General features: G+C 57.7%; 21 protein-coding genes, 1 rRNA gene and 1 pseudogene. 9 read left to right on the forward strand and 14 right to left on the reverse strand.

What is annotated here, in order from left to right:
- Window positions 1–29: 29 nt before the first annotated feature.
- Genes GHO42_RS14225 through GHO42_RS14240 form a run of 4 tightly spaced genes read left to right on the forward strand, consistent with a single transcriptional unit; the run spans window position 30 to window position 4,607 of the window.
- Window positions 30–2,651, forward strand: coding sequence for a fimbria/pilus outer membrane usher protein (locus GHO42_RS14225; RefSeq protein ID WP_095031443.1), 2,622 nt, complete (start codon window positions 30–32; stop codon window positions 2,649–2,651).
- Window positions 2,644–3,570 carry a fimbrial protein gene (locus GHO42_RS14230; RefSeq protein ID WP_095021237.1) on the forward strand — a complete coding sequence of 309 codons (927 nt, stop codon included), beginning with the start codon at window positions 2,644–2,646 and terminating at the stop codon, window positions 3,568–3,570. Before GHO42_RS14225 ends, GHO42_RS14230 begins: the two co-directional genes overlap by 8 nt.
- 19 nt (window positions 3,571–3,589) lie before the next feature.
- Entirely contained in the window at window positions 3,590–4,081 is a 492-nt protein-coding gene (locus tag GHO42_RS14235) for a fimbrial protein (protein WP_095019676.1), read from the forward strand.
- Window positions 4,082–4,088: 7 nt separating this feature from the next.
- On the forward strand, window positions 4,089–4,607 hold the full coding sequence (locus GHO42_RS14240) for a fimbrial protein (RefSeq protein ID WP_232527630.1): 519 nt from the start codon (window positions 4,089–4,091) through the stop codon (window positions 4,605–4,607).
- Window positions 4,608–4,616: 9 nt separating this feature from the next.
- Here GHO42_RS14240 and GHO42_RS14245 read toward each other — a convergent pair whose 3' ends face one another.
- From GHO42_RS14245 to GHO42_RS26425, 7 genes and pseudogenes are all read right to left on the reverse strand, one after another.
- Window positions 4,617–5,261, reverse strand: coding sequence for a response regulator (locus tag GHO42_RS14245; RefSeq protein WP_095019691.1), 645 nt, complete (start codon window positions 5,259–5,261; stop codon window positions 4,617–4,619).
- A 36-nt stretch (window positions 5,262–5,297) separates the two neighbouring features.
- Window positions 5,298–5,945 (reverse strand): response regulator, encoded by a 648-nt coding sequence (locus GHO42_RS14250; RefSeq protein WP_095003207.1) that lies wholly within the window; start codon window positions 5,943–5,945, stop codon window positions 5,298–5,300.
- Between the two features lie 90 nt (window positions 5,946–6,035).
- Entirely contained in the window at window positions 6,036–7,232 is a 1,197-nt protein-coding gene (locus GHO42_RS14255; protein ID WP_095021239.1) for an EAL domain-containing protein, read from the reverse strand.
- An 11-nt stretch (window positions 7,233–7,243) separates the two neighbouring features.
- Complete coding sequence (locus GHO42_RS14260; RefSeq protein WP_095021246.1) at window positions 7,244–10,012, reverse strand: ATP-binding protein; 2,769 nt, start codon at window positions 10,010–10,012, stop codon at window positions 7,244–7,246.
- Between the two features lie 96 nt (window positions 10,013–10,108).
- A complete protein-coding gene (locus GHO42_RS14265) occupies window positions 10,109–10,990 on the reverse strand; it encodes a Dyp-type peroxidase (protein WP_095019679.1) in 882 nt (293 codons plus the stop codon).
- 97 nt (window positions 10,991–11,087) lie between these two features.
- Entirely contained in the window at window positions 11,088–11,519 is a 432-nt protein-coding gene (locus GHO42_RS26420) for a methyl-accepting chemotaxis protein (protein WP_371928120.1), read from the reverse strand.
- A 108-nt stretch (window positions 11,520–11,627) separates the two neighbouring features.
- A pseudogene (locus GHO42_RS26425) lies at window positions 11,628–12,617 on the reverse strand (PAS domain-containing protein); the annotation flags it as partial.
- Here GHO42_RS26425 and GHO42_RS14275 point away from each other — a divergent pair.
- A complete protein-coding gene (locus tag GHO42_RS14275) occupies window positions 12,616–14,034 on the forward strand; it encodes a short-chain fatty acid transporter (RefSeq protein ID WP_095003210.1) in 1,419 nt (472 codons plus the stop codon). The pseudogene GHO42_RS26425 and the gene GHO42_RS14275 sit on opposite strands and share 2 nt — an antisense overlap.
- A 120-nt stretch (window positions 14,035–14,154) precedes the next feature.
- Here GHO42_RS14275 and can read toward each other — a convergent pair whose 3' ends face one another.
- Window positions 14,155–14,799 carry a carbonate dehydratase gene (gene can, locus GHO42_RS14280; RefSeq protein ID WP_095003211.1) on the reverse strand — a complete coding sequence of 215 codons (645 nt, stop codon included), beginning with the start codon at window positions 14,797–14,799 and terminating at the stop codon, window positions 14,155–14,157.
- Between the two features lie 151 nt (window positions 14,800–14,950).
- Between can and GHO42_RS14285 the strand changes: the two genes are divergently transcribed.
- Complete coding sequence (locus tag GHO42_RS14285; protein WP_169916771.1) at window positions 14,951–15,334, forward strand: serine kinase/phosphatase; 384 nt, start codon at window positions 14,951–14,953, stop codon at window positions 15,332–15,334.
- A 114-nt stretch (window positions 15,335–15,448) separates the two neighbouring features.
- Here GHO42_RS14285 and rimI read toward each other — a convergent pair whose 3' ends face one another.
- The gene (gene rimI / locus GHO42_RS14290; protein ID WP_016781701.1) at window positions 15,449–15,901 is read right to left on the reverse strand and encodes a ribosomal protein S18-alanine N-acetyltransferase; all 453 of its coding nucleotides are present in this window, start codon (window positions 15,899–15,901) and stop codon (window positions 15,449–15,451) included.
- Window positions 15,894–16,667 (reverse strand): energy transducer TonB, encoded by a 774-nt coding sequence (locus GHO42_RS14295; RefSeq protein WP_150628568.1) that lies wholly within the window; start codon window positions 16,665–16,667, stop codon window positions 15,894–15,896. Before GHO42_RS14295 ends, rimI begins: the two co-directional genes overlap by 8 nt.
- A gap of 144 nt (window positions 16,668–16,811) precedes the next feature.
- On the opposite strand from GHO42_RS14295, the gene mksB reads away from it, so the two are divergent.
- The 3 genes from mksB to mksF are packed head-to-tail and all read left to right on the forward strand — an operon-like array spanning window position 16,812 to window position 21,563.
- Window positions 16,812–18,089, forward strand: a complete 1,278-nt coding sequence (gene mksB, locus GHO42_RS14300) for an Mks condensin complex protein MksB (protein ID WP_095019681.1) — start codon at window positions 16,812–16,814, stop codon at window positions 18,087–18,089.
- Window positions 18,079–18,726, forward strand: coding sequence for an Mks condensin complex protein MksE (gene mksE, locus GHO42_RS14305; RefSeq protein ID WP_095003214.1), 648 nt, complete (start codon window positions 18,079–18,081; stop codon window positions 18,724–18,726). The genes mksB and mksE overlap by 11 nt, the downstream gene beginning before the upstream one ends.
- Window positions 18,723–21,563 (forward strand): Mks condensin complex protein MksF, encoded by a 2,841-nt coding sequence (mksF, locus tag GHO42_RS14310; RefSeq protein ID WP_095027172.1) that lies wholly within the window; start codon window positions 18,723–18,725, stop codon window positions 21,561–21,563. Before mksE ends, mksF begins: the two co-directional genes overlap by 4 nt.
- A 56-nt stretch (window positions 21,564–21,619) precedes the next feature.
- On the opposite strand, the gene GHO42_RS14315 is transcribed toward mksF, so the two are convergent.
- The 4 genes from GHO42_RS14315 to rrf form a co-directional block, all read right to left on the reverse strand.
- Window positions 21,620–23,923, reverse strand: a complete 2,304-nt coding sequence (locus tag GHO42_RS14315) for a PqiB family protein (protein WP_095003216.1) — start codon at window positions 23,921–23,923, stop codon at window positions 21,620–21,622.
- Entirely contained in the window at window positions 23,916–24,539 is a 624-nt protein-coding gene (locus GHO42_RS14320; RefSeq protein WP_095003217.1) for a paraquat-inducible protein A, read from the reverse strand. The genes GHO42_RS14315 and GHO42_RS14320 overlap by 8 nt, the downstream gene beginning before the upstream one ends.
- The gene (locus tag GHO42_RS14325) at window positions 24,526–25,185 is read right to left on the reverse strand and encodes a paraquat-inducible protein A (protein ID WP_095021242.1); all 660 of its coding nucleotides are present in this window, start codon (window positions 25,183–25,185) and stop codon (window positions 24,526–24,528) included. The genes GHO42_RS14320 and GHO42_RS14325 overlap by 14 nt, the downstream gene beginning before the upstream one ends.
- A gap of 189 nt (window positions 25,186–25,374) precedes the next feature.
- Window positions 25,375–25,490, reverse strand: a 5S ribosomal RNA gene (gene rrf, locus GHO42_RS14330).
- Between the last annotated feature and the right edge of the window lie 205 nt (window positions 25,491–25,695).

A 25,695-nucleotide genomic window follows, 5' to 3' on the forward strand; every position in this document is an offset into this window, starting at 1 on the left:
AATAATCCGCTGAATGGAAGGACCCCCTCATGCTGCGATTGCGCATGTGCGCCTTCGCGCGCCGAGTAAAGTGCTGGAGCACGATGACCGTTGCGGCTACAGGTCTTGCAACAACCGCAGTGCATGCAGACTACAGTTTTGACTCTTCTTTTCTGGAAATTGGCGGCGGCAACGCTTCGAGCGAAGTGGCCGAGCAAGTAAAAGCCATGAGCCAGGGTCAACTTCCGGGGATCTACCGGGTAGACCTGTCAGTGGATGACCGGCTTGTGGAGCAGCGCGACCTGCACTTTGTGCGAGAAACCGCGAGCCAGATATCGACTCCCAACGGCCTGTTCCCCTGCTTCAGCCTTCAGGCCCTGATGGATTTGGGAATTGACCCCACACGCCTGAAAAATGCGGACATCAGCGCCGACAATTGCGTGTACTTCAACCGTGACCTTACCGGCGTCACCTACGATTACGACTTCAACAAGCAGCATTTGAGCCTGCAGGTTCCCCAGGCGTATATCGGCAGCGTGCCGTTTGAAACCCGGCGCAAGACCTGGAGCGATGGCGAGCAGGTGGCCTTCGCCAACTACAGTTTTTCCGGGAGCGACTACGAGAACCAGTTCGGCAGCCGCCAATCCCAGTTCGGCAGTGTTCATAGCGGGTTCAACAGCGGCGCCTGGCGCTTTCGCAATTTCTCGACCTGGCAAAAAGGCACTAACGTCGACGGCAGCTGGAAATCGGTGGACACCTATGTCCAGCGCGACCTGGGCAACCTTATGGCCATTGCCACGGTGGGTGAAAGCGCCACCGACAGCGATCTGTTCGACACCATCTCTTACCGCGGCGTGGGGATCGCTTCTGATCTGGACATGCTGCCCGATGATGCGCGTAATTTTGCCCCCGTAGTGCGTGGGGTTGCCAACGGCCGCTCGCTGGTGACATTGCGCCAGCGCGGTTATGTCATCAGTGAACAGTGGGTGCCGTCAGGCCCGTTCGCCCTCAAGAACCTGTACTCGACCGCGGGCAACGGCGATATCGAAGTCACCATCGAAGGCCCCAATGGCGAGCGCCAGGTCTACATCCAGTCATTTGCCTCTGTGCCTTACATGTTGCGTGAAGGCCAGCAAAGCTACGCTGTGACCGCAGGCCAGTATCGCCCGGCAGAAGGCGCGCAGAATTCGCCCAAGCCCAGTTTTGTCCAAGGCACCTATCGCCGCGGCCTGACCGAGGGCACCACGCTGTTCGGTGGCAGCATCGTCAGCGAACAATACAAATCGGCGCTGCTTGGCTTTGCCCACGACTTTGCCGGCTTTGGTGCGATTTCCCTGGACGTGACCCATGCCATCAGCGAAGACATGGGCGCAGACGCCAAAACGCTGTCGGGCCAGTCATATCGCTTCCGGTACTCCAAATCCATCGATCTGACCGATACCAGCTTCAGCCTGATTGGCTATCGCTACTCCACCAGCGGCTATTACAGCTTCAACGAGGCAATCAACGCACGCTCCAACAACTCGCTAGAGCCCTATGTCGATGAAACCCTGAATAACAGTGCGGCGTTTTCCCCCTATTTGACCGGCCATATGAAAAGCAGCTTTACCGCCAACGTATCGCAACAATTCGGTACCTGGGGCGGCATGTACGCCAACCTGACCAAAACCGATTACTGGAACCGGGCCAAGAGCAATACCTCCATTCAGTTGGGCTACAGCTTCAGTGTTGCCAGCGCCTCCTACAACCTGGGGCTGTCACAGAACAGCGGCATGGGCGACGACATCCGTAGCGTGTCGCTGAGCGTCAGCCTGCCGCTGGGCAGCCCGGGCAGCAGCAGCCGCATCGGCCTGAGCACCAACCAGGACTCCGCCGGCAATGCCAGCCGCAATGCCACCTTCAGCGGCTCGCAACTGCAGGACGATGCCCTGTCGTACAACCTGGGCATCAATCAGCAGATCAGTGACGATGACCGCGTGCTCGGCGGCTCGGTGGCGGCCCGCTACAACGCGGCCAATGCCATTTGGCACGGTTCCTATAACAAGGATCAGAACACCCGTCAGATGGACTATGGCGTGGAAGGCGGCGTGGTTGCCATCCGCAATACCGTGATGTTCACCCAGCCATTGGGCGAGACCAACATCATTGTCGCCACCCCCGGCGCCGCCGATGTGGGCGTGCTGACCAAGAGCGGGATCAAGACCAACGGCAGTGGCTACACGATTATTCCCTCGGCGCAGCCGTACCGCAAAAACAAGGTATCGCTCAACACTGACTCACTGTCGGACAACACCGACATTGCCAACCTGGTACAGGAAGTCACCCCCAATCGTGGTGCCTTTGTCCTGGCCAACTTCGAAACCCATAACGGCCGCCGCCTGCTGGTCAGCGTCAGCTCAAGCACTGGCAAGCCCGCCCCTTTCGCCGCCGAAGCGCAGCTGTATGACCCCAAGGGCACTCTGCTGAGCAGCGCGATGGTAGCCGACAAGGGCCGGGTATTTATGACTGGCGTGCCGGACAAGGCGCGGCTGCTGATCAACGTCAACGGCCAGCCTTGGTGCGCCAAGGACCTGGACCTGAACACCTACAACCTGTCAGAGACTGGCATCGGGCAACTGACCATCCGTTGCGATGCCAAATCGCCAGACACTCAAGGTACTCCCGATGCATGAATCAAACGTCAAATCATCTCGTCCGGGGCTGGTCAAAGTCTGCTTGTTGCTGCTCTGCCTGTTGCTGGGACTTGTCAGTCAGCAAGCGTTTGCACTGATTGAAAACAACCTCGCATGCACCCCTACGGGCACCACCGGCATCATTCAGCTGGGCGACCTTGCGCCATCCACCAGCTATACCGCCAACATGACAGCCAACTGCCGGGTTACCCGTTGGTTTCCCTTTGGCGCGTCATTGCAGCACAGCCAGTTCTACAACCAGGGCAGAGGCAGCAAGGTCCAGGTGTTTCATACCAACTCTGGACTGATGGTTCCCGAGCTGCCCATCGGGACTGCGACCACTACATGCATGCCGTGGAGCTGTGTGCAGCTGTACGTGGGCAACACCTTTTCCTACAACGTTCTGCTTTATGGAACGGCGCCCGTCACGCCTGGCAACTACATGGTCAGTGTCACGCTCACAGACACCTCTATCCAAGGTTATGAGGCTTACGGCGACTACTTGCAGACCGTCATTCTCAGCTTCCGGGTCATCCAGCCCGCCTGTTCGATGGGCTCGGCAAAAACCCTCAACCTGCCCTTTGGCACACTCAGCAGCAATGACTTCGCCAGTTCGCAGCAAATTGCCAATATCACCATGAATTGCACTCGCGGTACGCAAGCGACCGCCACGCTGGTACCCACCCAGGCGGCCATCAGCGGCAGCCCGGGCGTTTCAGCCACAACTCTGGCCGGTCTGTCGATGGCTGCCACCTGGGCTGACACCAACACGGCAGTGAGCTTCAACAGCCCACGCACGCTGGCGCTGACCAATGGCAGCAACAACATCAGCCTTGGTTTTCGCCCGCGCCTGAATACCAGTGTTTCGCCTACCGGAAATTTTTACAGTCAGTACACCCTCAACATCACCTATCTCTGATCAAGTAAGGAGCTCAACCATGAAATTATCCCTGACATTGGCTGCGACACTGTTCGCAGGCCTGCTCAGCTCGACCGCCAACGCCGTAACAGACACTGTGACCATCAACCTGAGCGGCACCCTGACGCGTCCGCCCTGCAACCTGACCAGCAGCAAGACGCTGACCGCCAACTTCGGCAGCCTGCGTTATGACCAGGTGGCCGATGCCGCGCTGATCGACATCCCCCTCACCATGACCTGCCCGGCCAACTCGGTACTGGCGGTGAGCATTCTGGCAGCCCGCACGATTCAAGGCTCAACCACACAGGCCTCAACGGGCAAAACCAATCTGGCTTATTCATTGCTCTGGAACAGCGACAGCACGGCGGCCAACATTACCGGGACCAAACGCAACCTGACCAACCAGAGCGGCACGGTCGACCTGAGTATGAAAGCAAAGTTGATTGCCCTTGGTGCGTTGACCGAGGGTGCATTCAGCACTTCGGCTGTTATCAGTATCGAGTACCTGTGAGATGTCCATGCTCGCCAGAGTGAGCCTGTGGGTGGCGATGCTGTCCACCGCAGCGCTGTTGCTCAGCCCGGCCATCTGTGCAGAGGATGCCGCCCTGATAGAGGTGGGCGGCACTCTGATAAAACCACCCTGCACAGCCAACTTCCCGGCCTCGCAAAGCGTGGATATCCCCAAGACAAACCTCAACTCGCTGAACTCGGACATCACCGGCTGGACCGATGTCAGCCTGGACTTTCAATGCATCAAAGGCAGCCAGGTACACCTGCGTTTCAGCGCCGGCAATGGTGCTTTTGACAGCAGCACACTGCGCACCACGCTCGACAGACTGGGGCTGAAAACCCGCCTGAGCGACATGACCAGTACGTTGAAAGTGATTGACCTGAAGCTGGGCGAGCAATTGATCTTCCCGGTTGAAGAAACGCGGCTCAAGCTCCAGCTCTCAGTGCGGCCGGTCAAGACCGGGGAGGAGCTGCCCGCAATCGGCAGTTACAGCTCAACGCTATTGATGGAAATGATCTATCTGTAAACCGCTGCGTCAGGCAAAAAGATTGGCCTTGACGCACAAGATCAGCAGCGCTTGATCATTGTCGACATTGAGTTTGCGCATCGCCGAAATCTTCAGGGTACTGATGGTTTTAATGCTGCGGTTCAGGCTATGCGCGACATCGCTCACACTCACCCCCGTAGAGAACAGACGCAGGACCTCGAACTCCTTGACCGTCAGTTGGCTGAGCCTTTGCGAAAGGTCATCGGCGCCCTCACTCAAGTCCCCTTGCGGCTGGTCCTGCTGGTAGTGCCCTTGGCGATAGAACGCGTCCAGCGCCACCAGGATCTGCTCAAGCCCAGCGCTCTTTGAAATGACACCGCTGATACCCAGCTCATACAGCCAGGTCAGTACTTGTGCATTGGTTATAACGGTCAGGATCAACACCTTGGGTTCGGGAAAATGCCGGCGCAGGTACTCCACCAGGCGAGTGCCGTCACCATATTGATCGTCACCCGGCATGTTGTAGTCGGTAATAATCACATCAGGCTTGAGTAACGAAATTTTGTCGATCAACTCCGAGGAACTCATTGCTTCGCCCACAACCTTGAAACGCGGGTCACGCTCAATGATTTCACGCACGCCCATCAACACAATCGGATGGTCGTCGGCCAATAAGACTTTCATTTGCGGCATGGCAAACATGACTCCTGCACTGGAAGAGCACTACAGCTATTCGAAGGGGTCCGCTTTGATGCAATAGGTCAGCAAGGCATGGTCGTTAAGCACTTCCAGCTTCTGCATCGCAGCCACCTTTTGGGTGCTCACGGTTTTAACGCTGCGGTTCAATTGGCGGGCGATATCACCCACGCTATTGCCCGCAACAAACAGCCTCAGCACCTCAACTTCACGGGGTGAAAGTGTGGAGAAACGTTCATCAATGACTTTGGGGTTAGTCACCACAGAGATGGCTGGAGCAGCCGGGGCCGTATAGTCCCGATCGTTGGCCAACGCACTTAGGGCCTTGCCTATTTCTTCGCGGATATGGCTTTTAGCAATCACGCCTGCCACACCCAGCTCCAGCAAGCGCGAGATAATCAGATGATTGCTCATGACTGTCAGCACCAGGATCTTGACCCCGGGAAAATGCTCAATGATGTACTCGATCAGTTGCAGACCGTCGCCATAGGTTTCATCCCCTGGCATGTTGAAATCAGTAATCAGCAGTTCGGGTTGATGCAACTGCAACTGCTCGACCAACTGCGACGAGCTCAGCGCCTCGCCTACCAGGGAGAAATACTCATCACGTTGAATCATTTCCCGAAGCCCCAGTACCACCACTGGATGATCGTCGGCAATCACTACCTTTAATTCGCGCATTGCCTGGCTCCACATTGATGACATGGCAAGTCCGGCGCCCCCGGTTTCTACAGATCGAGCGCAGAACAAGACCCGTGGCGCCGCACTCAGCTACCCCGGTGATGGCTTAGAGCTATCGTCCAGTAAAAGAGTTTCAAAGTCGGCGCACGATATAGCGCCGCAAATAAGGAAACCTTGCACTTGATCACACTGGATGCTGCGCAGAAACTCGAGTTCGGCCTGTGTCTCGACGCCCTCGGCGACAACTGTCAGGCCCAGCTTGCGGCTCAGTTCAACAAGGCTGCGCAGTGCTGACGCCAGATTCTCGTTTTCGACACAGCCATGTACCAGCGACCGGTCAATCTTGAGCTCACTGAATGGAGTGGAAACCAGATTGAAGTAAGAGCTGAATCCCTTGCCAAAATCATCCTGGGCCAAGCCAAAGCCCATCATGCGCAAACGACAAGCTCCCGCATAGTAATTACTGAGCTCTTCTGTGGTTGAACTCTCCATCAGTTCAAAAACGATACTGCGTGGCTCGCCACCATCAGCAATAACAGCGTCGCGCAGACGGTCGGCGAGCGCATGGTTATCCAGCAAATGCGTGGGCAAGTTGATTGAAACCGGAATATCCCAGCCCTGCTCTCGCCATTGTCTTTGGGCTTGAAGTGTTTGCTCCAGCATCAGCCACAACAGCCGCTCTTCAAGACCGTGGCTGATCAACAAGGTCAGAAAGTCCTTGGGCAATAACAAGCCGGCCTCGGGATGCACCCAACGCACCAGGGCTTCTGCACTGAGAATATTGCCGTTGCGCAGGGATTTCTTGGGCTGGAACCATGCTTGAATCTGCCCGTTGGCCATGGCCAATTCGATACTCTGCGGGTCGACTTCAATGGCCAGTGAGGGGTCCGTATCACCGTTAAGGCGGAAAAGCTCCATTCGCTCTTTCAAGCGCTGTACCGCATTGAACTCGACCGGTTTGGAGATCAGGCCAATCACTGAAATACCCAGGTTTTTTGCTGCCAACCCCGCACTAATCAGCATGCGCCGGGACGAGGCGCTCATCAGTGCCAACGCCGGTTTATTTTTCAGGGCGGCAACTCTCTGGATCAGTTGCACACCATCCATCACAGGCATCAGCAAGTCACTGAGCAGCAAGTCATAGTCATGACGCGCCAGACACTCCAGCGCGCCATCGCCATCCCAAACGGTGTCAACTGTAAAGCCACCCACCTCATTGAAAACGTTCAGCAAATACTCATGCTGAAAAGGGTGATCCTCAACGACCAGTACACGATAGGGCTTCACTGGATCCTCCTTTAGAAGTGCTGAAGACAGTTGTATAGGGTGTGCAGCGTAAAAGGCTTGATCAGGCAGTGATTCATCCCCGCATTCAGACAGCGCTCGCTCTCCTCACGCATGGCATTGGCCGTTGCACCAATGATCGGCAGCGTTATGTTCATGGCCCGCAACCGGGCCGCCAGCTCATAACCATTCATTTTCGGCATGTTGACGTCGGTCAGCAGCAGATCAAAATCGTCGTCGCGCCAACGCTCGAGTGCTTCCAGTCCATCGCTGACCAATGTCACTGTGCAACCCAACTCTTCAAGTTGATCACGCAGAATCAGTTGATTGATCACATTGTCTTCGGCAACCAGAATGCGCAAACCGAGCTTGAGTTCCGTCTTCACCGTACCCGGTTCAAGATCGCTGCCAATACCCATGCCCTGGGCCTTGCACAGGGCACGATAGACGTCCTGCAAGCTGCTCAGGTCCGCTTGCCAGCAAGGGTTTTCAACGGCGGGAGCTACCGACATGTCACTGGCGGCTACCACCAGCGGGCCTGTCCAGCCAGGTTCAAGCAATTGCCGGGCAGCGCCGGGATGCAGCTCCAATAAAACAGCAGCATCGGATGCATCCCCTGGTTTCGGCGCCCCAAGATGAGCCCGCGCACCCCAACGGCGTAACCAGGCGCAATAACACTCGGCCAGTTCGCGCACGGGGGAAACCACATAAACAACGCGGGCAGCCAACTCGCCAAAAGGGCTAAAACGCGCCGGTTCGCTAACCTGCACCAAGGGCAGATGCAGGGTAAAACTGCTACCCAATCCCGGCTCACTGACCAGACGCATGGTGCCGTTCATCAAGTGCATAAGGCGCTTGCAGATGGACAGGCCCAGCCCGGTGCCGGCGACCACGTTTTTCGCAGACTCCACTTGATAAAAAGGCTCGAACAGATGAGCCTGCTCTTCATGGGCAATACCTTTGCCAGTATCGGAAACCTGCCAGTGCAACATCACGCGCTCATCATCACGGCTGTCCATTTTCAGACGCAGGACAATTTTTCCGTAGTCCGTGAACTTCAGGGCGTTATTGAGCAGGTTATTCAAGATCTGGCGGATGCGGGTGACATCACCGCTGAGCCACTCGGGCACCGTTGAATCAATCAATGCAAACAACTGCAGGCCCTTGGCCTGGGCTGCGCCACTGTAGCCCAGGACCACCTCTTCTATCAGCTCAAGAGGGCTGAAGGTGTTGAGTTCCAGTTGCAGCTGACCCGCCTCGATACGCGACACATCCAGCACGTCGCAAATCAGCTGCAACAAGTTGCCGGATGAGCGTTCGATAGCCTTGAGATAGTTGTTCTGCTGATCGTTAAGTTCGGTACGCGCCAGCAGTTCCAGCGTGCCCAAAACACCGTACAGGGGTGTACGGATTTCGTGGCTCATGGTTGCCAGAAACAGAGTCTTGGCCTCATTGGCCCGGTCCGCCAGTTGCCGGGCACGTTCGAGGGTTACTTCAATCTGTTTACGTGCGCTGATGTCGCTGAACGCGCAAATCAGCACGTCCTGACTTTTGTAGCGCGTAGGGGCAAAGGCCAGGTACAGAAGACGGCCATCCTCCATTTCGATCTCATCACTGTTGCGCAAGTCACATTCATCGAACGCGCGTGAAATCCAGCCATGGCATAGCTTGCTGCGCTCAGTGCCGTTACCCAGCCACTGTTGTGACAAGGAGTTTTCCAGTACCACGGTGCCGTCTGTGCGCCGGATTACACACAGGGCCATCGGTGCAACTTGCAATACGGCACGACTGAACGCCTCACTTTCAACCAGCGCCTGAATGCGTTTCTCACCCGGGGTGATCAGGCGCCGATCAATGCGCACAATCAGTAATCGCAAGCCGATGCAGACGGCAATAAACAACAAAACACAGCCCAACAAAGGCCCGCCCAAAACTGGCAATAGAGATTTGATATCTAAGGCATAAACGATTTGCCAGCCCGAATAGCCCAGCTTCTTCGTGATTGCCAGGCTATCGGGCAACCAGCCACTACCGATAAAGCCAAATGAATTCTTGGGTTCCAGCGTCTGCAATGAATTGACGAGAGTGGATTGTGCGGCGTTGGTGAACAGAATCTGGCCTTGACCGTTGAGCAGCATGAAGTCACCGGCACTTTCACTGCGCAAGGCCTCTACCAGATCCGGAACCTCGACCTCAATGCCCAGCCAGCCGGAAGACAGGTTACGGTTATCGAGTCGGGAAAATAAATAAAAGGGGGCATTCAGGACCTTGCTGTCGGTCAGCCACAGATCATCACCAAATGAATAGGCCTTGGCCCCTTCATCAAGCAGCCGCTGCAACACCACTTTGGGCAGCGGTTCAAGGTTGCCTGAAGAGTCGAACAAACACACCACTTTGGGCTTATCCGTCTGCGGCACATACAACAGATTGACTTTGCTTTCGTGCAAATAATCCATCATCCGCCGGGTCAGCCAAAGGTTCCAGTGGCCAGCCTCACTGCCCAGGCTGATGTTGACCTCTTCTTGTGGATCAATACCGGCGACCGTTTGGCCTGCCTGATGATCAGGCACAGTGGCCAGCACCAGGCTCTTGAGAAGCGTCTGGCGGCTGACGAAAAAATCCTGGGCATTGAACACCGCCTCGTTCATAAAACTGCGGCGCTGCGAGACCTCTTCGTTGAACACGGCACGCAAGTATACGAACGACCCCGCAAGGAGTCCGACGATCAGGCCACAGGCAAATAAGTGCAGGAGTTTTCGAGCGGCTTGGGGGGTCGATTTCATGCCGCAAGCCTGAGGCTGCGGCATGCAAAAAATAATCAGACAATTCCTGAAACCAGTCGTCGCTGACTCCGCTCTGCTACGGGGGAGTGACGCTTATTACGGACGCACCGCACTCAAATCCATCCGCCCTTCTTTCATCGGCGGGCACCAGTAGTAGCCACCGTTAAGTGGACGGCTGTAACGATACAAGCCATCGATGATGCCGTCTTCCAGACCGCTCATGCGCCGCAGTTGCACTTCAAAGGCATTCAGCGTGCGGCCAAAGGCAACAAACATCAGCCCGGACTTGCCGTTTTCTGTCCACGGCATGGAGCGACGCACAATAAAGGCTTCCGGGGTGAAGCTTTCCTGGGCAGTACGTTTGACGTGGGCAGACTCCGGCGCATCGTCCAGCTCTTCGTTGTCGCTCTTGCGACGACCCATGATGTTGTCCTGCTCCTCGGACGGCAGTGCGGCAAAACCGTTCAGGTCATGCTGCCACTGCTGAATGGCAACAAAGCTGCCACCGTCCAGCCCGGCGCCAGCATTGGCAACGATGGCCGCGTCCACAGCCGCTTCGTCCACCGGGTTTTCAGTGCCGTCTTCGTAGCCGGTCAGGTCACGATCAGTGCCGTAACGGAAGCCTTCGGTCACTTGCAGCAGGTTGAACGCAGGCGCCAGGGCAGTCTCGATGGCCTGGCTGCGGTGCAGCAACTCGCCACGGTCTTCGCCCAGCAACCACAGCCACAGGGCGTGCTGGGTCGACGGGTTTTCAACCATGGCATTGATCGCAGGAAACACCCGCAACCCCGGGACTTTCGCGCCAAGGGCCAATACCAGCGGCGAACCAAAACCGGCCACCACGCTTTTGCCATCCACCCACTGCGACAAGGTGTCGAGTGCAGCCGGCAAAGCTTCTACTGACTTGAGGGCGAAAAACATGTAACGCGCTTGCGAAGGTATCGGTTTGGCAAGAATGCTCGACTGGTAGAGACTCATAGAAACTCCTTTGGAAAGCCTGGAGTTTACTCCTACCAGTACTTTTTCCGTCACCTCAGAGGGATTTTTCTTAAGTTCAACCCCTGCATATCAAGGCTCATGACGACAGCTGGTTGGCAAACTGACCCACGGCATCGACCACTTTCTGCGCGCCATCCTGGATTTCGACAATCACCGTGCCCGCTTCGGCGGCCAACGCCAATCCTGCTTCGGCCTGAAGCTTGCCATCGGCCATCAGGGTCACGGCGCTACGGGCCATGTCCTGGTTTTGCCGCACCACACCGATGATTTCTTCAGTGGCCTTGCTGGTGCGCGACGCCAATTGGCGCACTTCGTCAGCCACGACGGCAAAACCGCGACCTTGTTCACCGGCACGCGCGGCCTCAATGGCGGCGTTAAGCGCCAGCAAGTTGGTCTGGTCGGCAATCGAGCTGATGGTCTTGACGATGCTGCCAATCACTTGCGACTGATCGCTCAAGGCTTCAATGCCGTCACCCGCCTGCTGCATGTGACGGGCCAGATCACGCATCACTTGCACCGCTTCGGTCACCACTTTGGTGCCGCGCTGGGCACTGCTGTCGGTTTGCAGCGAAGTGCTGTAGGCAATGCCTGCCGCTTCGCAGACGGCCTGTTCCTGATGAACCTGATCGGTGATCACCGTGGCGAACTTCACCACTTTGTACAGGTTGTCATTGGCGTCGCGCACCGGGTTGTAGGTGGCCTCAAGCCATACATCACGGCCGTGACTGTCGATGCGCTGAAAGCGTGCCGCGACAAACTCACCCGCATTTAAACGCTGCCAGAAGGCCTGGTATTCGGCACTGTTCTGTTCTTGCGGGGTGCAGAACATGCGGTGATGTTTGCCCTGGATCTGCCCCAGGGTATACCCCATGCCGGAGAGAAAGCGCTCATTGGCGGTCAGCACTTCGCCCTTGAGGTTGAACTCGATCACGGCGGTAGAACGCATCAGCGCACTCATCAGGTTTTCATGGTCGCGGGAAGTTTCGATGGTGCGCGTCAGGTCACTGGAGAAAATCGAAATGCGCAGCACCCGCCCGCTGGAGTCCAGAATCGGCTGCATGATCGAGCGCAGCCACGCTTCCTGGCCATTGCCGCGCAGCAAGCGCACGGTGCCACTGTAATGTTCATTGCGCTTCATGGCGCTCTTGAAACGAAGGCTGTGTTCGTCGTTTTTCAGGTGCGCGGGCACCAGTTCATCAATATGCAGACCCAGCAACGCAGTACCGGTGTAGTGCATCTGTTGGGTGAAGTTATGGTTGGCTGTCTCGATGCGCCCATCCGCGCCCAGAGACAGCACCAGCATTTCGCTGTCCAGGCTCTCCCGAACCTGCTGCAGGCTGGATATTTCTTCGCGAAGAGCCGACAGCTCTTGCTTCAAGCGTGTGTTGAACATGGGGTACCCGGAGCAATGAAAGAATGCGTGCAACAGAATCGGCTTTAGGCGAATTTTCTGGAGCGTCGAAAACGACCGTTCATCCAAAACCGAGGCCACTGAATAACCCTGCACATTCATGGCCACACACAGTGGGCCATCGGAATTGCTCCCGCTTTGATTTACTGTGCTCGGGCCATCCCATAACCATAAGAAAACCGAGGTACATTTCATGGCCGCCGAGATTACAGACAGCCGCTCTGCCCGCTTTGCCCTGCGCTGCTCGAACTTTGCCGAGCGCTGGTTTCCCGACTCGTGGGTGTTCGCCGCCGTTGCGGTAATAACCGTGGCATTGGCCACGATGCTGATGGGCGCCAAACCCACCGATGCCGCCATGGCATTTGGTGACGGCTTCTGGAGCCTGATCCCGTTCACCATGCAAATGGCCTTCGTGGTGATTGGCGGTTATGTGGTGGCCAGCTCGCCGCCCGCCGTCAAATTGATCGACAAACTGGCCCGGGTACCGAAAAACGGCCGCCAGGCGGTGTGCTGGGTAGCGTTGATTTCAATGGTCGCGTCATTGCTCAACTGGGGGCTGTCGCTGGTGTTTGGCGGCTTACTGGTACGGGCACTGGCCCGGCGCACCAACCTGCGCATGGACTATCGCGCCGCCGGCGCTGCGGCCTACCTGGGGCTGGGCGCGGTGTGGGCACTGGGGTTGTCGTCTTCGGCTGCACAGTTGCAAGCCAACCCCGCCAGCCTGCCGCCGTCGATTCTGGCGATTACCGGGGTTATCCCCTTCACTGAAACCATCTTTCTCTGGCAGTCCGGGGTGTTGCTGGCGGCGCTGGTAGTGGTGTCGTTGATTGTCGCCTACGCCACCGCACCCGGCGCTGAATCGGCCCGCGACGCAGCTGCCTGCGGTATCGACCCGAGCTTCAGCTCACCGAAGCTCCCCCCGCGCACTCGCCCCGGTGAGTGGCTGGAATACAGCCCGCTGCTGACCATTTTGCTGGTGCTGCTGGCTGCTGGCTGGTTGTTCCATGAGTTTTCGACCAAGCCGGCGATCAGCGCCATCTCCGGGCTCAACACTTACAATTTTCTGTTCCTGATGCTCGGTGCCCTGCTGCACTGGCGCCCGCGCAGTTTTCTCAATGCCGTGACCAGCGCCGTGCCCACCACCACCGGGGTGATGATCCAGTTTCCGCTGTATGGCTCGATTGCCGCATTGATGACGGTGGTCAAGGGCACCGACGGGCAAACACTGGCCCACCATATCTCGACGTTTTTCGTGCAGATCGCGTCCCATGACACTTATGCATTATTGATGGGCGTGTATTCGGCGATTCTGGGCTTTTTTATCCCGTCGGGTGGCGGCAAGTGGATTATCGAAGCGCCCTACGTGATGCAGGTGGCCAATGATCTGGGCTATCACCTGGGTTGGGCTGTGCAGATCTACAACGCCGCCGAGGCGCTGCCCAATCTGATCAATCCGTTTTACATGCTGCCGCTGCTGGGCGTACTGGGTTTGAAGGCGCGGGACTTGATCGGCTTCTCGTTTGTGCAACTGTTGGTGCACACGCCGCTGGTGCTGTTTTTGCTGTGGGCATTGGGGACGACGCTGGTGTATACCGCGCCGGTGATGCCGTAAGCGAACTCGTAACTAAATGTGGGAGCGGGCTTGCTCGCGATTCAGGCGGCGCGGTAAAGCAGGAAAACCGCGTCGATACCATCGCGAGCAAGCCCGCTCCCACAGGTTATGCATGCAACTTTATACTGCGCCCACCGGCCGCAAACGATACTGCGGCGGCAACTGGTCAAGGCCGCTGATGGTGGTGTTCAGGCTTTTCCAGCGACCGTCCTTGATCCCGTAGATGCAGCCATGCACCGACAGCTTCTGCCCGCGGTGCCAGGCATTTTGCACAATATTGGTATGCCCGACGTTCGCCACCTGCTGGATCACGTTCAATTCGCAGAGGCGGTCAACCCGCTCTTCCTCGGTGGGTAACAGCGCCAGCGCTTCACGATTCTCGTAATACAGGTCACGAATCGAACGCAGCCAGCCATCGATCAGCCCCATCTGCTGGTCCTTCATCGATGCGCGTACACCGCCACAGCCATAGTGGCCGGTCACCAGAATATGTTTGACCTTCAAAACGTCGACCGCGTACTGGATCACCGACAGGCAATTCAAGTCAGTGTGCAACACGACATTGGCCACGTTGCGGTGCACAAAAAGATCGCCGGGCAACATGCCGACAATTTCGTTGGCCGGCACCCGTGCATCCGAACAACCAATCCACAGGTATTCCGGTGTTTGCTGACGGGCCAGCTTGGCGAAGAAGTCGGGATCTTCCTGCTTGATCGCATCGGCCCAACGCTCATTGTTATCAATCAGATCTTGTAGTTCGTTCATGCTGTGGAGCCTCAAGAGTTGATGCGCTGTTCTGACAGCCGACCAGCGGTCGGGGTCACTTGCCCCATGACATTCCGGCGGTCAGTTGGGTGGAATCTTCAGCAATGGCTACAGTCATCGTATTAAAGCACCCAGAGTATGAGGAATTACCATGACTGATTCACGTCGCCCCTACGGGGCACCACAACCCGCACCTATCGACGATATCGAGGACGCCATGGGTTCGGTGGAGCCGCTGGATTTTGATGATGACGATACCTATGAGCCCGTCAGCGACTTGTTTGTCGACGATACAGGCTCCAGGCACAGAGCCGCGCTGGATGACGAACTGGATCTGGGCCTCAACGACGACGACCTGGAGCAGGAGATGCTGATCCGCGAGGACGGCGCCCGCGATGCCAAGGAGGCTGCCCAGGGCCCGGACGGTGCCGCTGACTGGGATCTGAGCCTGGTTGATGAAGACGAAATCGGCGCCGGCAAAGGGCTGGATGAAGCCGAACTGGCGGAAATTGACCCGGTGGGACGCAAGCGTTGAAAGGTAAACCCTGTGAGAGCGGGCTTGCTCGCGATCGGATCAACACGGTTTACCTGATAAACCGCAGCGCCAGCATCGCCAGCAAGCCCGCTCCCACATAACGACTTTTCGCCGTCAGTCGACCAGCGTGCAGGCCATCACCACCGCATCTTCACGCCCACCCACAGCCGGGTAGTAGTCACGGCGACGGCCGATTTCATTGAAGCCATAACGCTCATACAACTTGAACGCCGCGGTATTGCTGTCGCGCAGCTCAAGGAAGCATTCGCGCGCCTCATGCTGATAGGCAATCGACATCAAGTGCTCAAGCAGCTTGAGCCCCAGGCCACGGCCCTGGCTCTCGGGCTTGACGGTAATATTGAGCAGATGGGCCTCGTCGAGGATGATCTGCACCACGCCATGCCCTACCTGCTGCTCACCTTCAAACATCAGCCAGATATGGTACTTGCCCAGGCCGTCGAGAAATATGCCGCGGGTCCAGGGGTGACTGAAAGCGGCGTATTCAATTTTCAATACCGCATCAAGGTCCGCCTCTGTCATCGGGCGAAAAGTTACCGCATCACTCATCGTTCTGTTTCCAGCGCGCCATTAGCCGGCGCATGGCTTGCCACACATGCGCTTTGCGTTGTGGCTCATCCATTAAGAGTTCCAGGCCCGGCAACGCCCATGCGCTGCCCAGCCCTTCAATTTGCAGTTCAGTGTTGAACGCCTCGGCATCGGCCTCACCGGCAAAGCGCACCGCAGGCAGCCCGATCAGCCACAAACAGGCACATTCGGCCTCTTCCAGGCGGGCCATAAGAAAGCCCTGCACAAACTCACGCGCAGCCTCGGGCCCTTGATCGACATTGCCACGCCGCAGCAACGGCCAGCGCACCGGCTCGCCAATGATTTGCGGGCTGTCGGGCAAGCCGGCAGCGCGCAACATGTCTTTTAACAATAAATAGGCCGGGTCGCGGCTCTGGAATGCACCGCCTGTGGGTAACTCCACCAGCACCAGGCAACGTCCGGCCCGCAGTAACTGCAGGGCAAAACGCGGCGGTGGCAGTTGCACGACCTTGGCCGGTACAGGTGCCAACTCGGCTTCGACCACCGGTTTGCTGACCGGGCGACTGACCGAAGGCCGGGGCACTTCGATTTTTGGCCGCTCGACAGGTTTGCCCGGTGCAACCGCCGCCTTGACCGCAGGCCTTGTGATCACAGGCTCCACGGGCGGCTCGGGGAGCACCAGCAGTTCTGGCCGCGAAGGGGCGGCAAACGGCAGTTCAGTGCGCGGCAACCAGCTGACCACTTGCATGGCAGTCAAGAAAGCGCGGCGGCGGGACTCATTCAACAAGGGTCGGCCATCTGTGGATTACTAAAGTGTGGGGATTCTACCGCCCTTCTGCCCTTCCCGCCCGCAGTTGATCTGCCAAGTGATGACTCGACAGCACGTTGCAGTACAATCGCGGCCTTTACTTGCCAATTGACCGGCCCTCCCATGATCGAACCCAAGCGCGTTTTACGTGCCCTCGCCGAGCACTGGGCACTCCTTGAGCCTTTGTGTGAACACTTCGACCAAGGCACCCTGAGCCTGAACGAATTACGCCTGCAACTGGCCGTTCATCAGATGGACAGCACGCCGCAAGACATCACCGCCGTGCTCGATGCCTGGATTCGTCTGGACATTCTGGTGCCGGTCGCCAAAAGCCCGAACCGTTTCGAGCTAAACGCCCAGATTCACGACTTTCTGGCTTATTTGCGCCACGAGCACCGCCTTGGCCTGTGCCTGGAAATCGAAGCCTACCTGCGCCATCTGGAGCGGCTGGCAGGTTATATCCAGGATGCCTTCGACATTCGAGACGGCCATGACCTGGCACGCCAGCTGCGTTTACTCGATATGCGGGTACGCGATGTATTGAAAAAACTCGCCAACGATGAACAGGCGCTGGTGGCCGTAGCCGAACGGGCCAAGACCAGCGACCGGCAAATTCCGTTGCGTCAGCGCTATGCCGAAGTGCTGGCAACCTGGGATGAATACGTCGAACCCATGATTCAGCTGGTCAACGCCGACGGCGCTTTCGAGCAAGGCGTACGCAAGGTCGAAGTGGTGCTGCTGCGCATGCTCAGCGAACAGCAACGCCTCGGCCACTTGGTAGACGACGACATGCTGCTGCGCACCCATGCGCGCATCCTTGAGATGCAAACCAGCGCCCAGATGACCCTGCGCCATGCCCGTGAGTTGCTACTGCCGCTGCGTGAAGAAGCCCGCCGGCACAATGCCGTGACCCGTGGTGCCGCGCTGGCACTGGCAGCCATCCGCCGCAAAGGCCTGGACGCAGTGCCGCAAGCAGCCATGCCGATGTTCACCCGCCCGCAAAGCACCTTTTTGGGCAGCGCCAGTCAGGTTGAGGCTTATGTCTATGCCCTGGCCCGCTTCGAAGCCAAACCGGCGAAATTTCCCAAGGCGCATAAGGTCCACCGCGGCGAAACGCCCAAGGCCCCGCGCACGGTCAAGGAAATGCTCGACCGCTGCAGCGATGCGCTACCGATGCCGGACTTGATGTGCTGGCTGCTGGCACAAGAGCCAGACGGCGACACCGATGAGCTGCTGTACTGGTTCTCACGCCTGTCCCGTGAAAAACGCTTCGTGCGCGAACGCCTGGAGCGCCGCGATTACCACACCCACGAACATTTGGTCAGCCTGCGCTCCTTCGCTCTGCTTTCTCACAGCGAAGATGCGACCCAGACTACTGCGAGCTCTCTGCATGCATCTTGATCTTTCTGAACTGTCCCAGCTGGCACCGATTTTTCGTGAGCTGTTCAAGGGTTATCACGTCAGCCGCCGCGACCCGGAGCTGTACGCGCAACTGTCGAACTTCCAGGATCAATACCGCGCCCTGTTTAAAGCCCTGGGCTTTGAACTGGTGTGTGATACCCGCGGCTTCTATTACTTTGTGCCCGACACTGCCACTGCGCAGGTCAACAAGACCGCACAGCGCCTGGCGCTATTCACGTTTATCATCGTCGAGCATCTGGCCGATCAGGGCCGCGACCCGATCGCCGTGCTCGACGGTGGCAGCCTGGGCCGCGACGAGTTGCCTGCGCTGCTGGAAAAATACCGCGACCTGTTTGTGCAGGCTGAAGTCACCAGCCAGGACGAACTGGAAGAAAAGATCATGCGCCGCATGACCCAGCTCGGTTTTGCCAGTGAAGAACCCGGCATCTATCGCTTTCTGCCACCGATGCACCGTTTTCTCGATGTGTGCCTGTCGGTGCAACAAGACCGCGACCTGGCCGCCAGCCTGCACAGCATCCTGCCTTTGCCCACGCCGGTGCTGGCCGATGACGACAGTGATGACGAGGCCGCATTGGCCCGCGCCATTGCCGACGAACAACAGGAGATGGACGCATGAGCCAGGAACGCTACGGCATTCGCCGCTTTGCCCTGTTGAACACCGCCGGTTACAGCCTGGGGCTGTTCCCGCTGGAACACCCGCTGTCGGTCTACGGGGCGAACAACCTCGGCAAATCGGCATCAATCAACGCCCTGCAGTTCCCGATTCTGGCGCGCATGTCCGACATGAGCTTCGGCAAATACAGCCTTGAGCAGTCGCGACGCTTCTACTTTGCCTCGGACACCAGTTACATCCTGGTCGAAGTGTCCCTACCCCACGGCCCCCATGTGATCGGTGTTGTCGGTCGCGGCCCGGGGGGCGGCTTCGGTCACCAGTTTTTTGCCTACGCGGGCAAACTGGACCTGGCCCACTACCAGAAAGACGACACCTGCCTGCGCCAGAAGGAGCTGTTCAACAACCTGGAGCGTAATGGCCTCAAAGCCTACGAGCTCAAGCCTGATGAGCTTCGGCGTCTGCTAGTGGGCGGCCATACGTCGATCCCCCTGGACCTGACCCTGATCCCGCTGCGCTCCACCAGCGAGCAGAGCCTCAAGACCTTCCGCGCGCTATTTATCAACCTGCTGCATATGCGCGAAATCACTGCGGCCAAGCTCAAGCAACTGTTCCTCGATGCGTTCGAACACAGCCTGCGTTCGGGCAGCGTTGATTACATTGCCGCGTGCGAAGAAGCTTTCCGTGATGTACGACGCATGGAGCAGGACTACAACGCACTGGTCGGCGCCGGGCCGTTGGTCGAGGCATTGGCCGCAGGTGTGCGCCAGCGCGACCTGCTGCGTGGCAAGCTGCACCGCCTGTCACCGCTGCTCGATTCCTTGCTCGGTACCTGGCAGGACTACGCCGGGGCCCGCAAGGAAGAGCTGCTGATCCAGTCCGAGCACTACCGCAACGAGCAGGACAGGCTGCAGAACGATCAGCGCAGCAGCACTCAGGAGTTGATGCGTCTTGAGCGGGAAATTTCCGGTATCCAGCGCTGGCTCGGCGAGTTGTCAGTGCTCAAACATCGCTTCGCCCTGGTCGACGACGTAAAGGTGCTTGAGCAGCAATTGCTGAGCGCCAAAGACGCCCACGACGAACTGGCGGGGGCGCTGGCGCAGTCGCGTCAGTTCAGTGCCGAGGATCTGGACGAGCGACTGCGCGATCTGGAAAAGCGCCTCAAGTCGGTCAAGCAGCAGCTCGATCACGCCGACAACAACAGCTATGCCCGCTTGCGCGAAGAGTTTTCGCAGCAGGATGTGGAACGCCTGATGCGCCTGTTCAACAGTGCCCTGTTCAGCCTGCCCCTGGGTGAGCACGGGATTGCGCTGGATGACAGCGATGCCTGGGTCAAATCGCTGGAGCTGATCCTCGATGGCTTTAAAGGCGAGCGTTTTGAAGCCCCGGGCCTGTCCATCGACTTGAGCCATATCGAGCCCCCTGCCCTGCAGGCACTGGCGGACCGCGCGGCTTTGCGCGAGCAGAAAGAGCGTCTGGAAAAAGAGCTCAAGCAACTCAAGACCCAGCAGGCCGTGACCTCTGACCGCGCCGCAAGCAAGAGCGAAGCCGAGTCCCTGTATCAGCAGGTGCTGGATGCGCAAAAGGCGCTGGAAGATTTCCGCCGCAGCCAGACGCTCAGTGCAGAAGAAGGCGAAAAACTCGAGCAACTGGCTCAGGCCGAAGCTGCGCAGGACGAGTTGAAACGCTCCAGCGATGCCTTCACCGAGCGCGTCCAGCAGTTGTCGGCCAAGTTGCAACTGGTCGGTCGCCAGATCGGTGACATGGAAGCCAAACAGCGCACCCTGGATGACAGCTTGCGTCGACGCCAACTGCTGCCCGCCGACTTGCCGTTCGGTACGCCATTTATGGATCCGGTCGACGATTCGATGGACAACCTGCTGCCGTTGCTCAACGACTATCAGGACAGCTGGCAGGGCTTGTTGCGTTGCGACGGCCAGATCGAGGCGCTGTACGCTCAGGTACGCCTCAAGGGTGTGGCCAAGTTCGACAGTGAAGACGATATGGAGCGGCGCCTGCAGTTACTGATCAACGCCTACGCCCACCGCACCGAAGAAGCCCTGACCCTGGGCAAGGCGCGCCGGGCCGCAGTCACCGATATCGCCCGCACGCTGCGCAATATCCGCAGCGACTACGACAGCCTCGAGCATCAACTGGCATTGTTCAACCGCGAAATCAACAAGCGTCAGGTGTCCAACCTCAAAAGCTTCCGTATCGTGCTGGCCCCCAACAAGGAGGCGCTCAAACATATCGATCAGATTATCCACAGCGCCAGCCAGTACGAAGAAGGCGAGACACTGTCGGTGTTTGACCTCAGCCAGAGCACCGAACAAGACAACAAGAACGAAGAGGCCAAGGAGTATCTGGCGCGCCTGGTGGCAGCCAACCATAACCAGTTGGGGCTCAAGGACTTGTTCGAGCTGGCGTTCGAGATCACCAAGCTCAATGGCCAGCCGGTGATCCACACGGATATCGATGGCGCGGCGTCCAACGGTACGACCATGACGATCAAGGCGCTGACCAACATGTATTTGTTGCTGCACTTGATGGACCGCGATCAGGCCGGGCGTATTCGCTTGCCGTACTACCTGGACGAAGCTGCCGACATTGACGAGAAAAACCAGACAGCTCTGCTGGAGACCAGTTTGCAGCTGGGCTTTGTACCGATTCTGGCCAGTGTGAAGCCGCAGGTCTGCGCCCATGTGGCCATCGACCTGGAAGGCGGCAGCGGCCCTAACGGGATCTATATCGATGAAGACGACTGGAAGTACATTCGTCGCCATGACGAGGTGAAACCTGATGCGTTGACGGCGGTGGAAGAACGCGAACTGGATGAAGTCTGAGACTGAACCCCGTACATAAAAAAACCGCGATCATTGATCGCGGTTTTTTTTGCAGCTTATTTGCCTAACGGGATCTTCGGTGCCCACTGCAGCCATTCGTCTTCGAACTTGTCAAAGAGCGGGAAGGTTTGCTCAGGGCGAGCCTGGGTGCCCAGCTTGTCGCCGTCCGGTGTGGCGAAGGCAATGCCACCCTGCACCAGGGTTTCCAGGGATTCAGTACGAATCGTTGCTCCTTTGAACAAACCGAAGTCGACACCAAAACCGCTCGTATTCCAGAAGCGGCTACCGCTACGCACCAACGGCGCGTAACGCGGCTCGATCAGGATATGTACCAGCACCCGGTCGGCACTGTTGCCCAACTCATACCCCGTGACTTTACCCACGGTGACTTCACGGTAGGTGACAGGCACGCCCTCCTTGAGCGAACCACGACGGGCAGCGCTCAATACCAGGCTCAATCCGGCCTGGGAAACGGCGGCATCCGGCGCTTGCTCCAGGGCTACAAAACTGGTCTGGCGCCCCAGTTGTTTGCTCGCCGGTTGCACCTCGAGGTACTGGCCGGTGACCAGGGTTTCGAGGTTGGCCGTTTTCATCAAACCAAGCTCCGGCTTGACCACCCAGAATTGGCTGCCAACCCGCGCAATCCGCTCAGGCACTTCGGTGATGCGGGCCTTGAGCAGAACCGATTGCAGGTCCTCGCTCAGGTCAATGCTTTCGATCTTGCCAACATCCAGCCCCTTGAAGCGAATCGGCGTACCCTCGCGCAGGCCATCGGCACGCGGCACCTTGATCGTAACGGCGACTCCCTGCTGCATGGCTGCGTCACGGTCAGTAAACAGACGGAAACGCGGGATACGTTTTTGCAGCGGAGCCTTGGCTTCCGGCGTTTCAAAAGCAATACCGCCTGCCATCAGACTTTGCAGGGATTCGCTTTTAACCTGGATACCGCCGGTCAAACCGCCGGTCAACGTGATGCCGCTGGCATTCCAGAAACGGGTCGAAGCATTGACCAGATTCTCGTATTCCTTCTCGATATGGACACCGATCACCAACTGCTTTTTGGTGCGGGAGAACTGATAGCTCTGCACCGAACCGACCTTGACCTGCTTGTAGAGGATCGGGCTGCCGACATCCAGCGAGCCCAGGTTCTCGGTAAAGAGCACCATATGCAGGCCCGGTGAGCGCAGATCCAGCGGCGGAGCCTTTGGCCGGGCGACGAATTCGCGTTCGGGGGTGCTGCCCTTGTCACCCGGGCGAATGGCAATGTAGTTGCCTTTGACCAGCGCCTCCAGCCCGGTAATGCCGGCCAGGGAGATGGACGGCTTGACCACCCAGAACTGGGTGCCCTGCACCAGGTAATCTTCTGCCAACGGGTCCAGAGTCAGCTCGGCACTGGCGCTGGTCAGATCAGGGTCCACCTTGAGACCCTTGAGGCTACCGACCTGGATGCCTTTGTACATGACCGGCGTACGACCGGCCTGCAGGCCCTCGAAGTCGCTGAGTTTGACTTTGACCTTGATCCCCGCCTGCGCGGCATCGAAGTCTTCATAAAGACGGAACGGCAGGCTCGAATCGGTGGGCGGGCTGTCTTTGCGGTTCTCTGGAGTGGCGAAGGCAATACCACCGGCCACAATACTGGCCAGAGATTCGCTGCGCAGTTTCACACCCGACAGGTTGGCGTCGATGCTGATACCGCTGGCATTCCAGAAGCGCGTATGTTTGCGCACCAGATTGGCGTAGGTCGGCTCGATAAAGACTTTGATTTCAACAGTGCTTTGGTCTTCGGAAAGCACATAGCTTTTGATCTGCCCTACCTGGATCTGCTTGTAGAACACCGGGCTGCCACGGTTCAACGAACCGAGACGCTCAGCTTTAAGCGTCAGGTGCAGACCTGGTTTGGCATCAGACAAGGGCGGTTCTTGTGACAGCGCCTTGAACTTGCGTGCAGGCTCGCCATCGGCGGGACTGACCGCAATATAGTTGCCGGACACCAGCGTTTCGAGCCCGGTGATACCGGCCAGAGTGACACTGGGTTTGACCAGCCAGAAACGGGTATTGGTTTTCAGGTATTGCTCAACGTCCTTGTCCATTTCGACGGTAGCAATCACCCCTTTGCTGGGGCCAGACTCGTCGAGGGCGAGGGTTTTCACCTTGCCCACGGGCATGCCTTTGTAGACCACCTCGGTCTTGTTGGCGACGATGCCTTCGCCGCTCTCGAAACGCACCTGAATATCGATGCCGGTTTCGCTGTAGGCGCGCCACCCCAGCCAGCCACCGATGACCAGGGCAATAAGCGGAAGGATCCAGATCGCCGACCAGTTGGAAGCCGGGCGGGTTTTAGCGGTAGGCAAGTCACTCATGGTCGTCGTCCGACTCCGTGTTGTCCCAAATCAGTCGGGGATCAAAAGTTACAGCTGCAAGCATCGTTAGCACCACCACACTGGCAAATGCCACTGCGCCAAGATTGGCTTCGATGCTGGCTATGCGTCCAAAATTCACCACGGCCACCAAAATGGCAATGACGAAAATATCCAGCATTGACCAACGGCCAATGAACTCGATAAATCGGTACATGATGATACGTTGCCGGGCAGAAAGAGGCTGATGGCGTTGTACCGAAAACAACAGCAAGGCGATGCCGACCAGCTTGAAGGTGGGCACCAGAATACTTGCCACAAACACCACGGCAGCAATCGGGATCATGCCGTGCTGTACCAGCTCGATGACACCCGCCATGATCGTACTCGGCGAGCCCTGGCCCAATGAGTTGACTGTCATGATCGGCAGCAGGTTGGCCGGGATATAGAGAATGGCCGACGTCAGCAGCAATGCCCAGGTGCGCATCAAACTGTCGGGGCGACGCGCGTGAACCAGAGCACCGCAGCGAGTACAGGTTTGCTCGTCGGTTTCGGGGTCTTGCCTGTTCAGTTCGTGGCATTCGCCACAGATCAAGATACCCGCATCAATCGCCCGCATGAGCATCCTCCCCGGATAACGCCTGCCAGATCTGGTGAGGTGACATCACCACTTCCAGCCAGACCTGTACCAGCAACAGGCTGACAAAACAGACCAGGCCCAGGCCAAGACTCAGCTCAGCCAGATCGGACAGTTTTACGATGGCCACCAGCACGCCCATGAAGTACACCTCAAGCATGCCCCAATCACGCAGATGGTGATAAATGCGGTAAATCAGCAAACCGTAGCTGCGCCCGATATTCCAGCGAATGCTCAGCAACACAGCAAGCTGGCAGAGCAACTTGAGCAGCGGGATGCCCATGCTGCACAGGAACACCACCGCCGCGATGCCTTGCATGCCGGTGTTGTACAAACCGAGCACACCACTCCAGACCGTGTCTTGCGACGCCTGGCCCAGTAGATTGAGCTGCATGATGGGTAAAAAGTTCGCAGGTATGTAGAGCAGCAAAGCAGCAATCACAAGCGCAAGGCTGCGTTCAACCACCTTGTACCTATGAGCGTAGAGTTCATAGCCGCAGCGCGGGCATTGGGCTTTCTCACCGAGGGCGAGATGCGGCTTGCGCATCAGTAGATCGCACTCATGACAGGCCACCAACTCGTCCAGCGGTAATTCTGACACCCTGCGGGGGTCAACCGGATCTGGCATATAGGGAGTCTCAGGCTCAGAAAATGACTGGGCCTATTCTAGTGCGCGGGCTACAAAATAACTGTGCCTATTTGCAGGACTTTAGCTGCAGGCGATCTGAAGAACGATACGCTCAGGCGGGTCATAACTTTTTTCGCCACAAAAACAAACCCCCTGTCTGCGTGAGCAGACAGGGGGTTTGGAATTTAATCTTGACGATGACCTACTCTCACATGGGGAAACCCCACACTACCATCGGCGATGCATCGTTTCACTACTGAGTTCGGGATGGGATCAGGTGGTTCCAATGCTCTATGGTCGTCAAGAAATTCGGTAGCCAGGTCGTTTACCTTTCGGTTCACGCTCCAGCGAATGGGTATGTAATAGATGTGGTGTTTTGTGAACCGCAAACTTTCGGTCTGTATCGTCTTCACACACCGCAATTCGCTTCTAAGCAAATTGCTTGGGTGTTATATGGTCAAGCCTCACGGGCAATTAGTATTGGTTAGCTCAACGCCTCACAGCGCTTAC

The organism is Pseudomonas sp. FSL R10-0056, from assembly GCF_009600105.1.
Classification (GTDB): Bacteria; Pseudomonadota; Gammaproteobacteria; order Pseudomonadales; family Pseudomonadaceae; genus Aquipseudomonas; species Aquipseudomonas bubulae.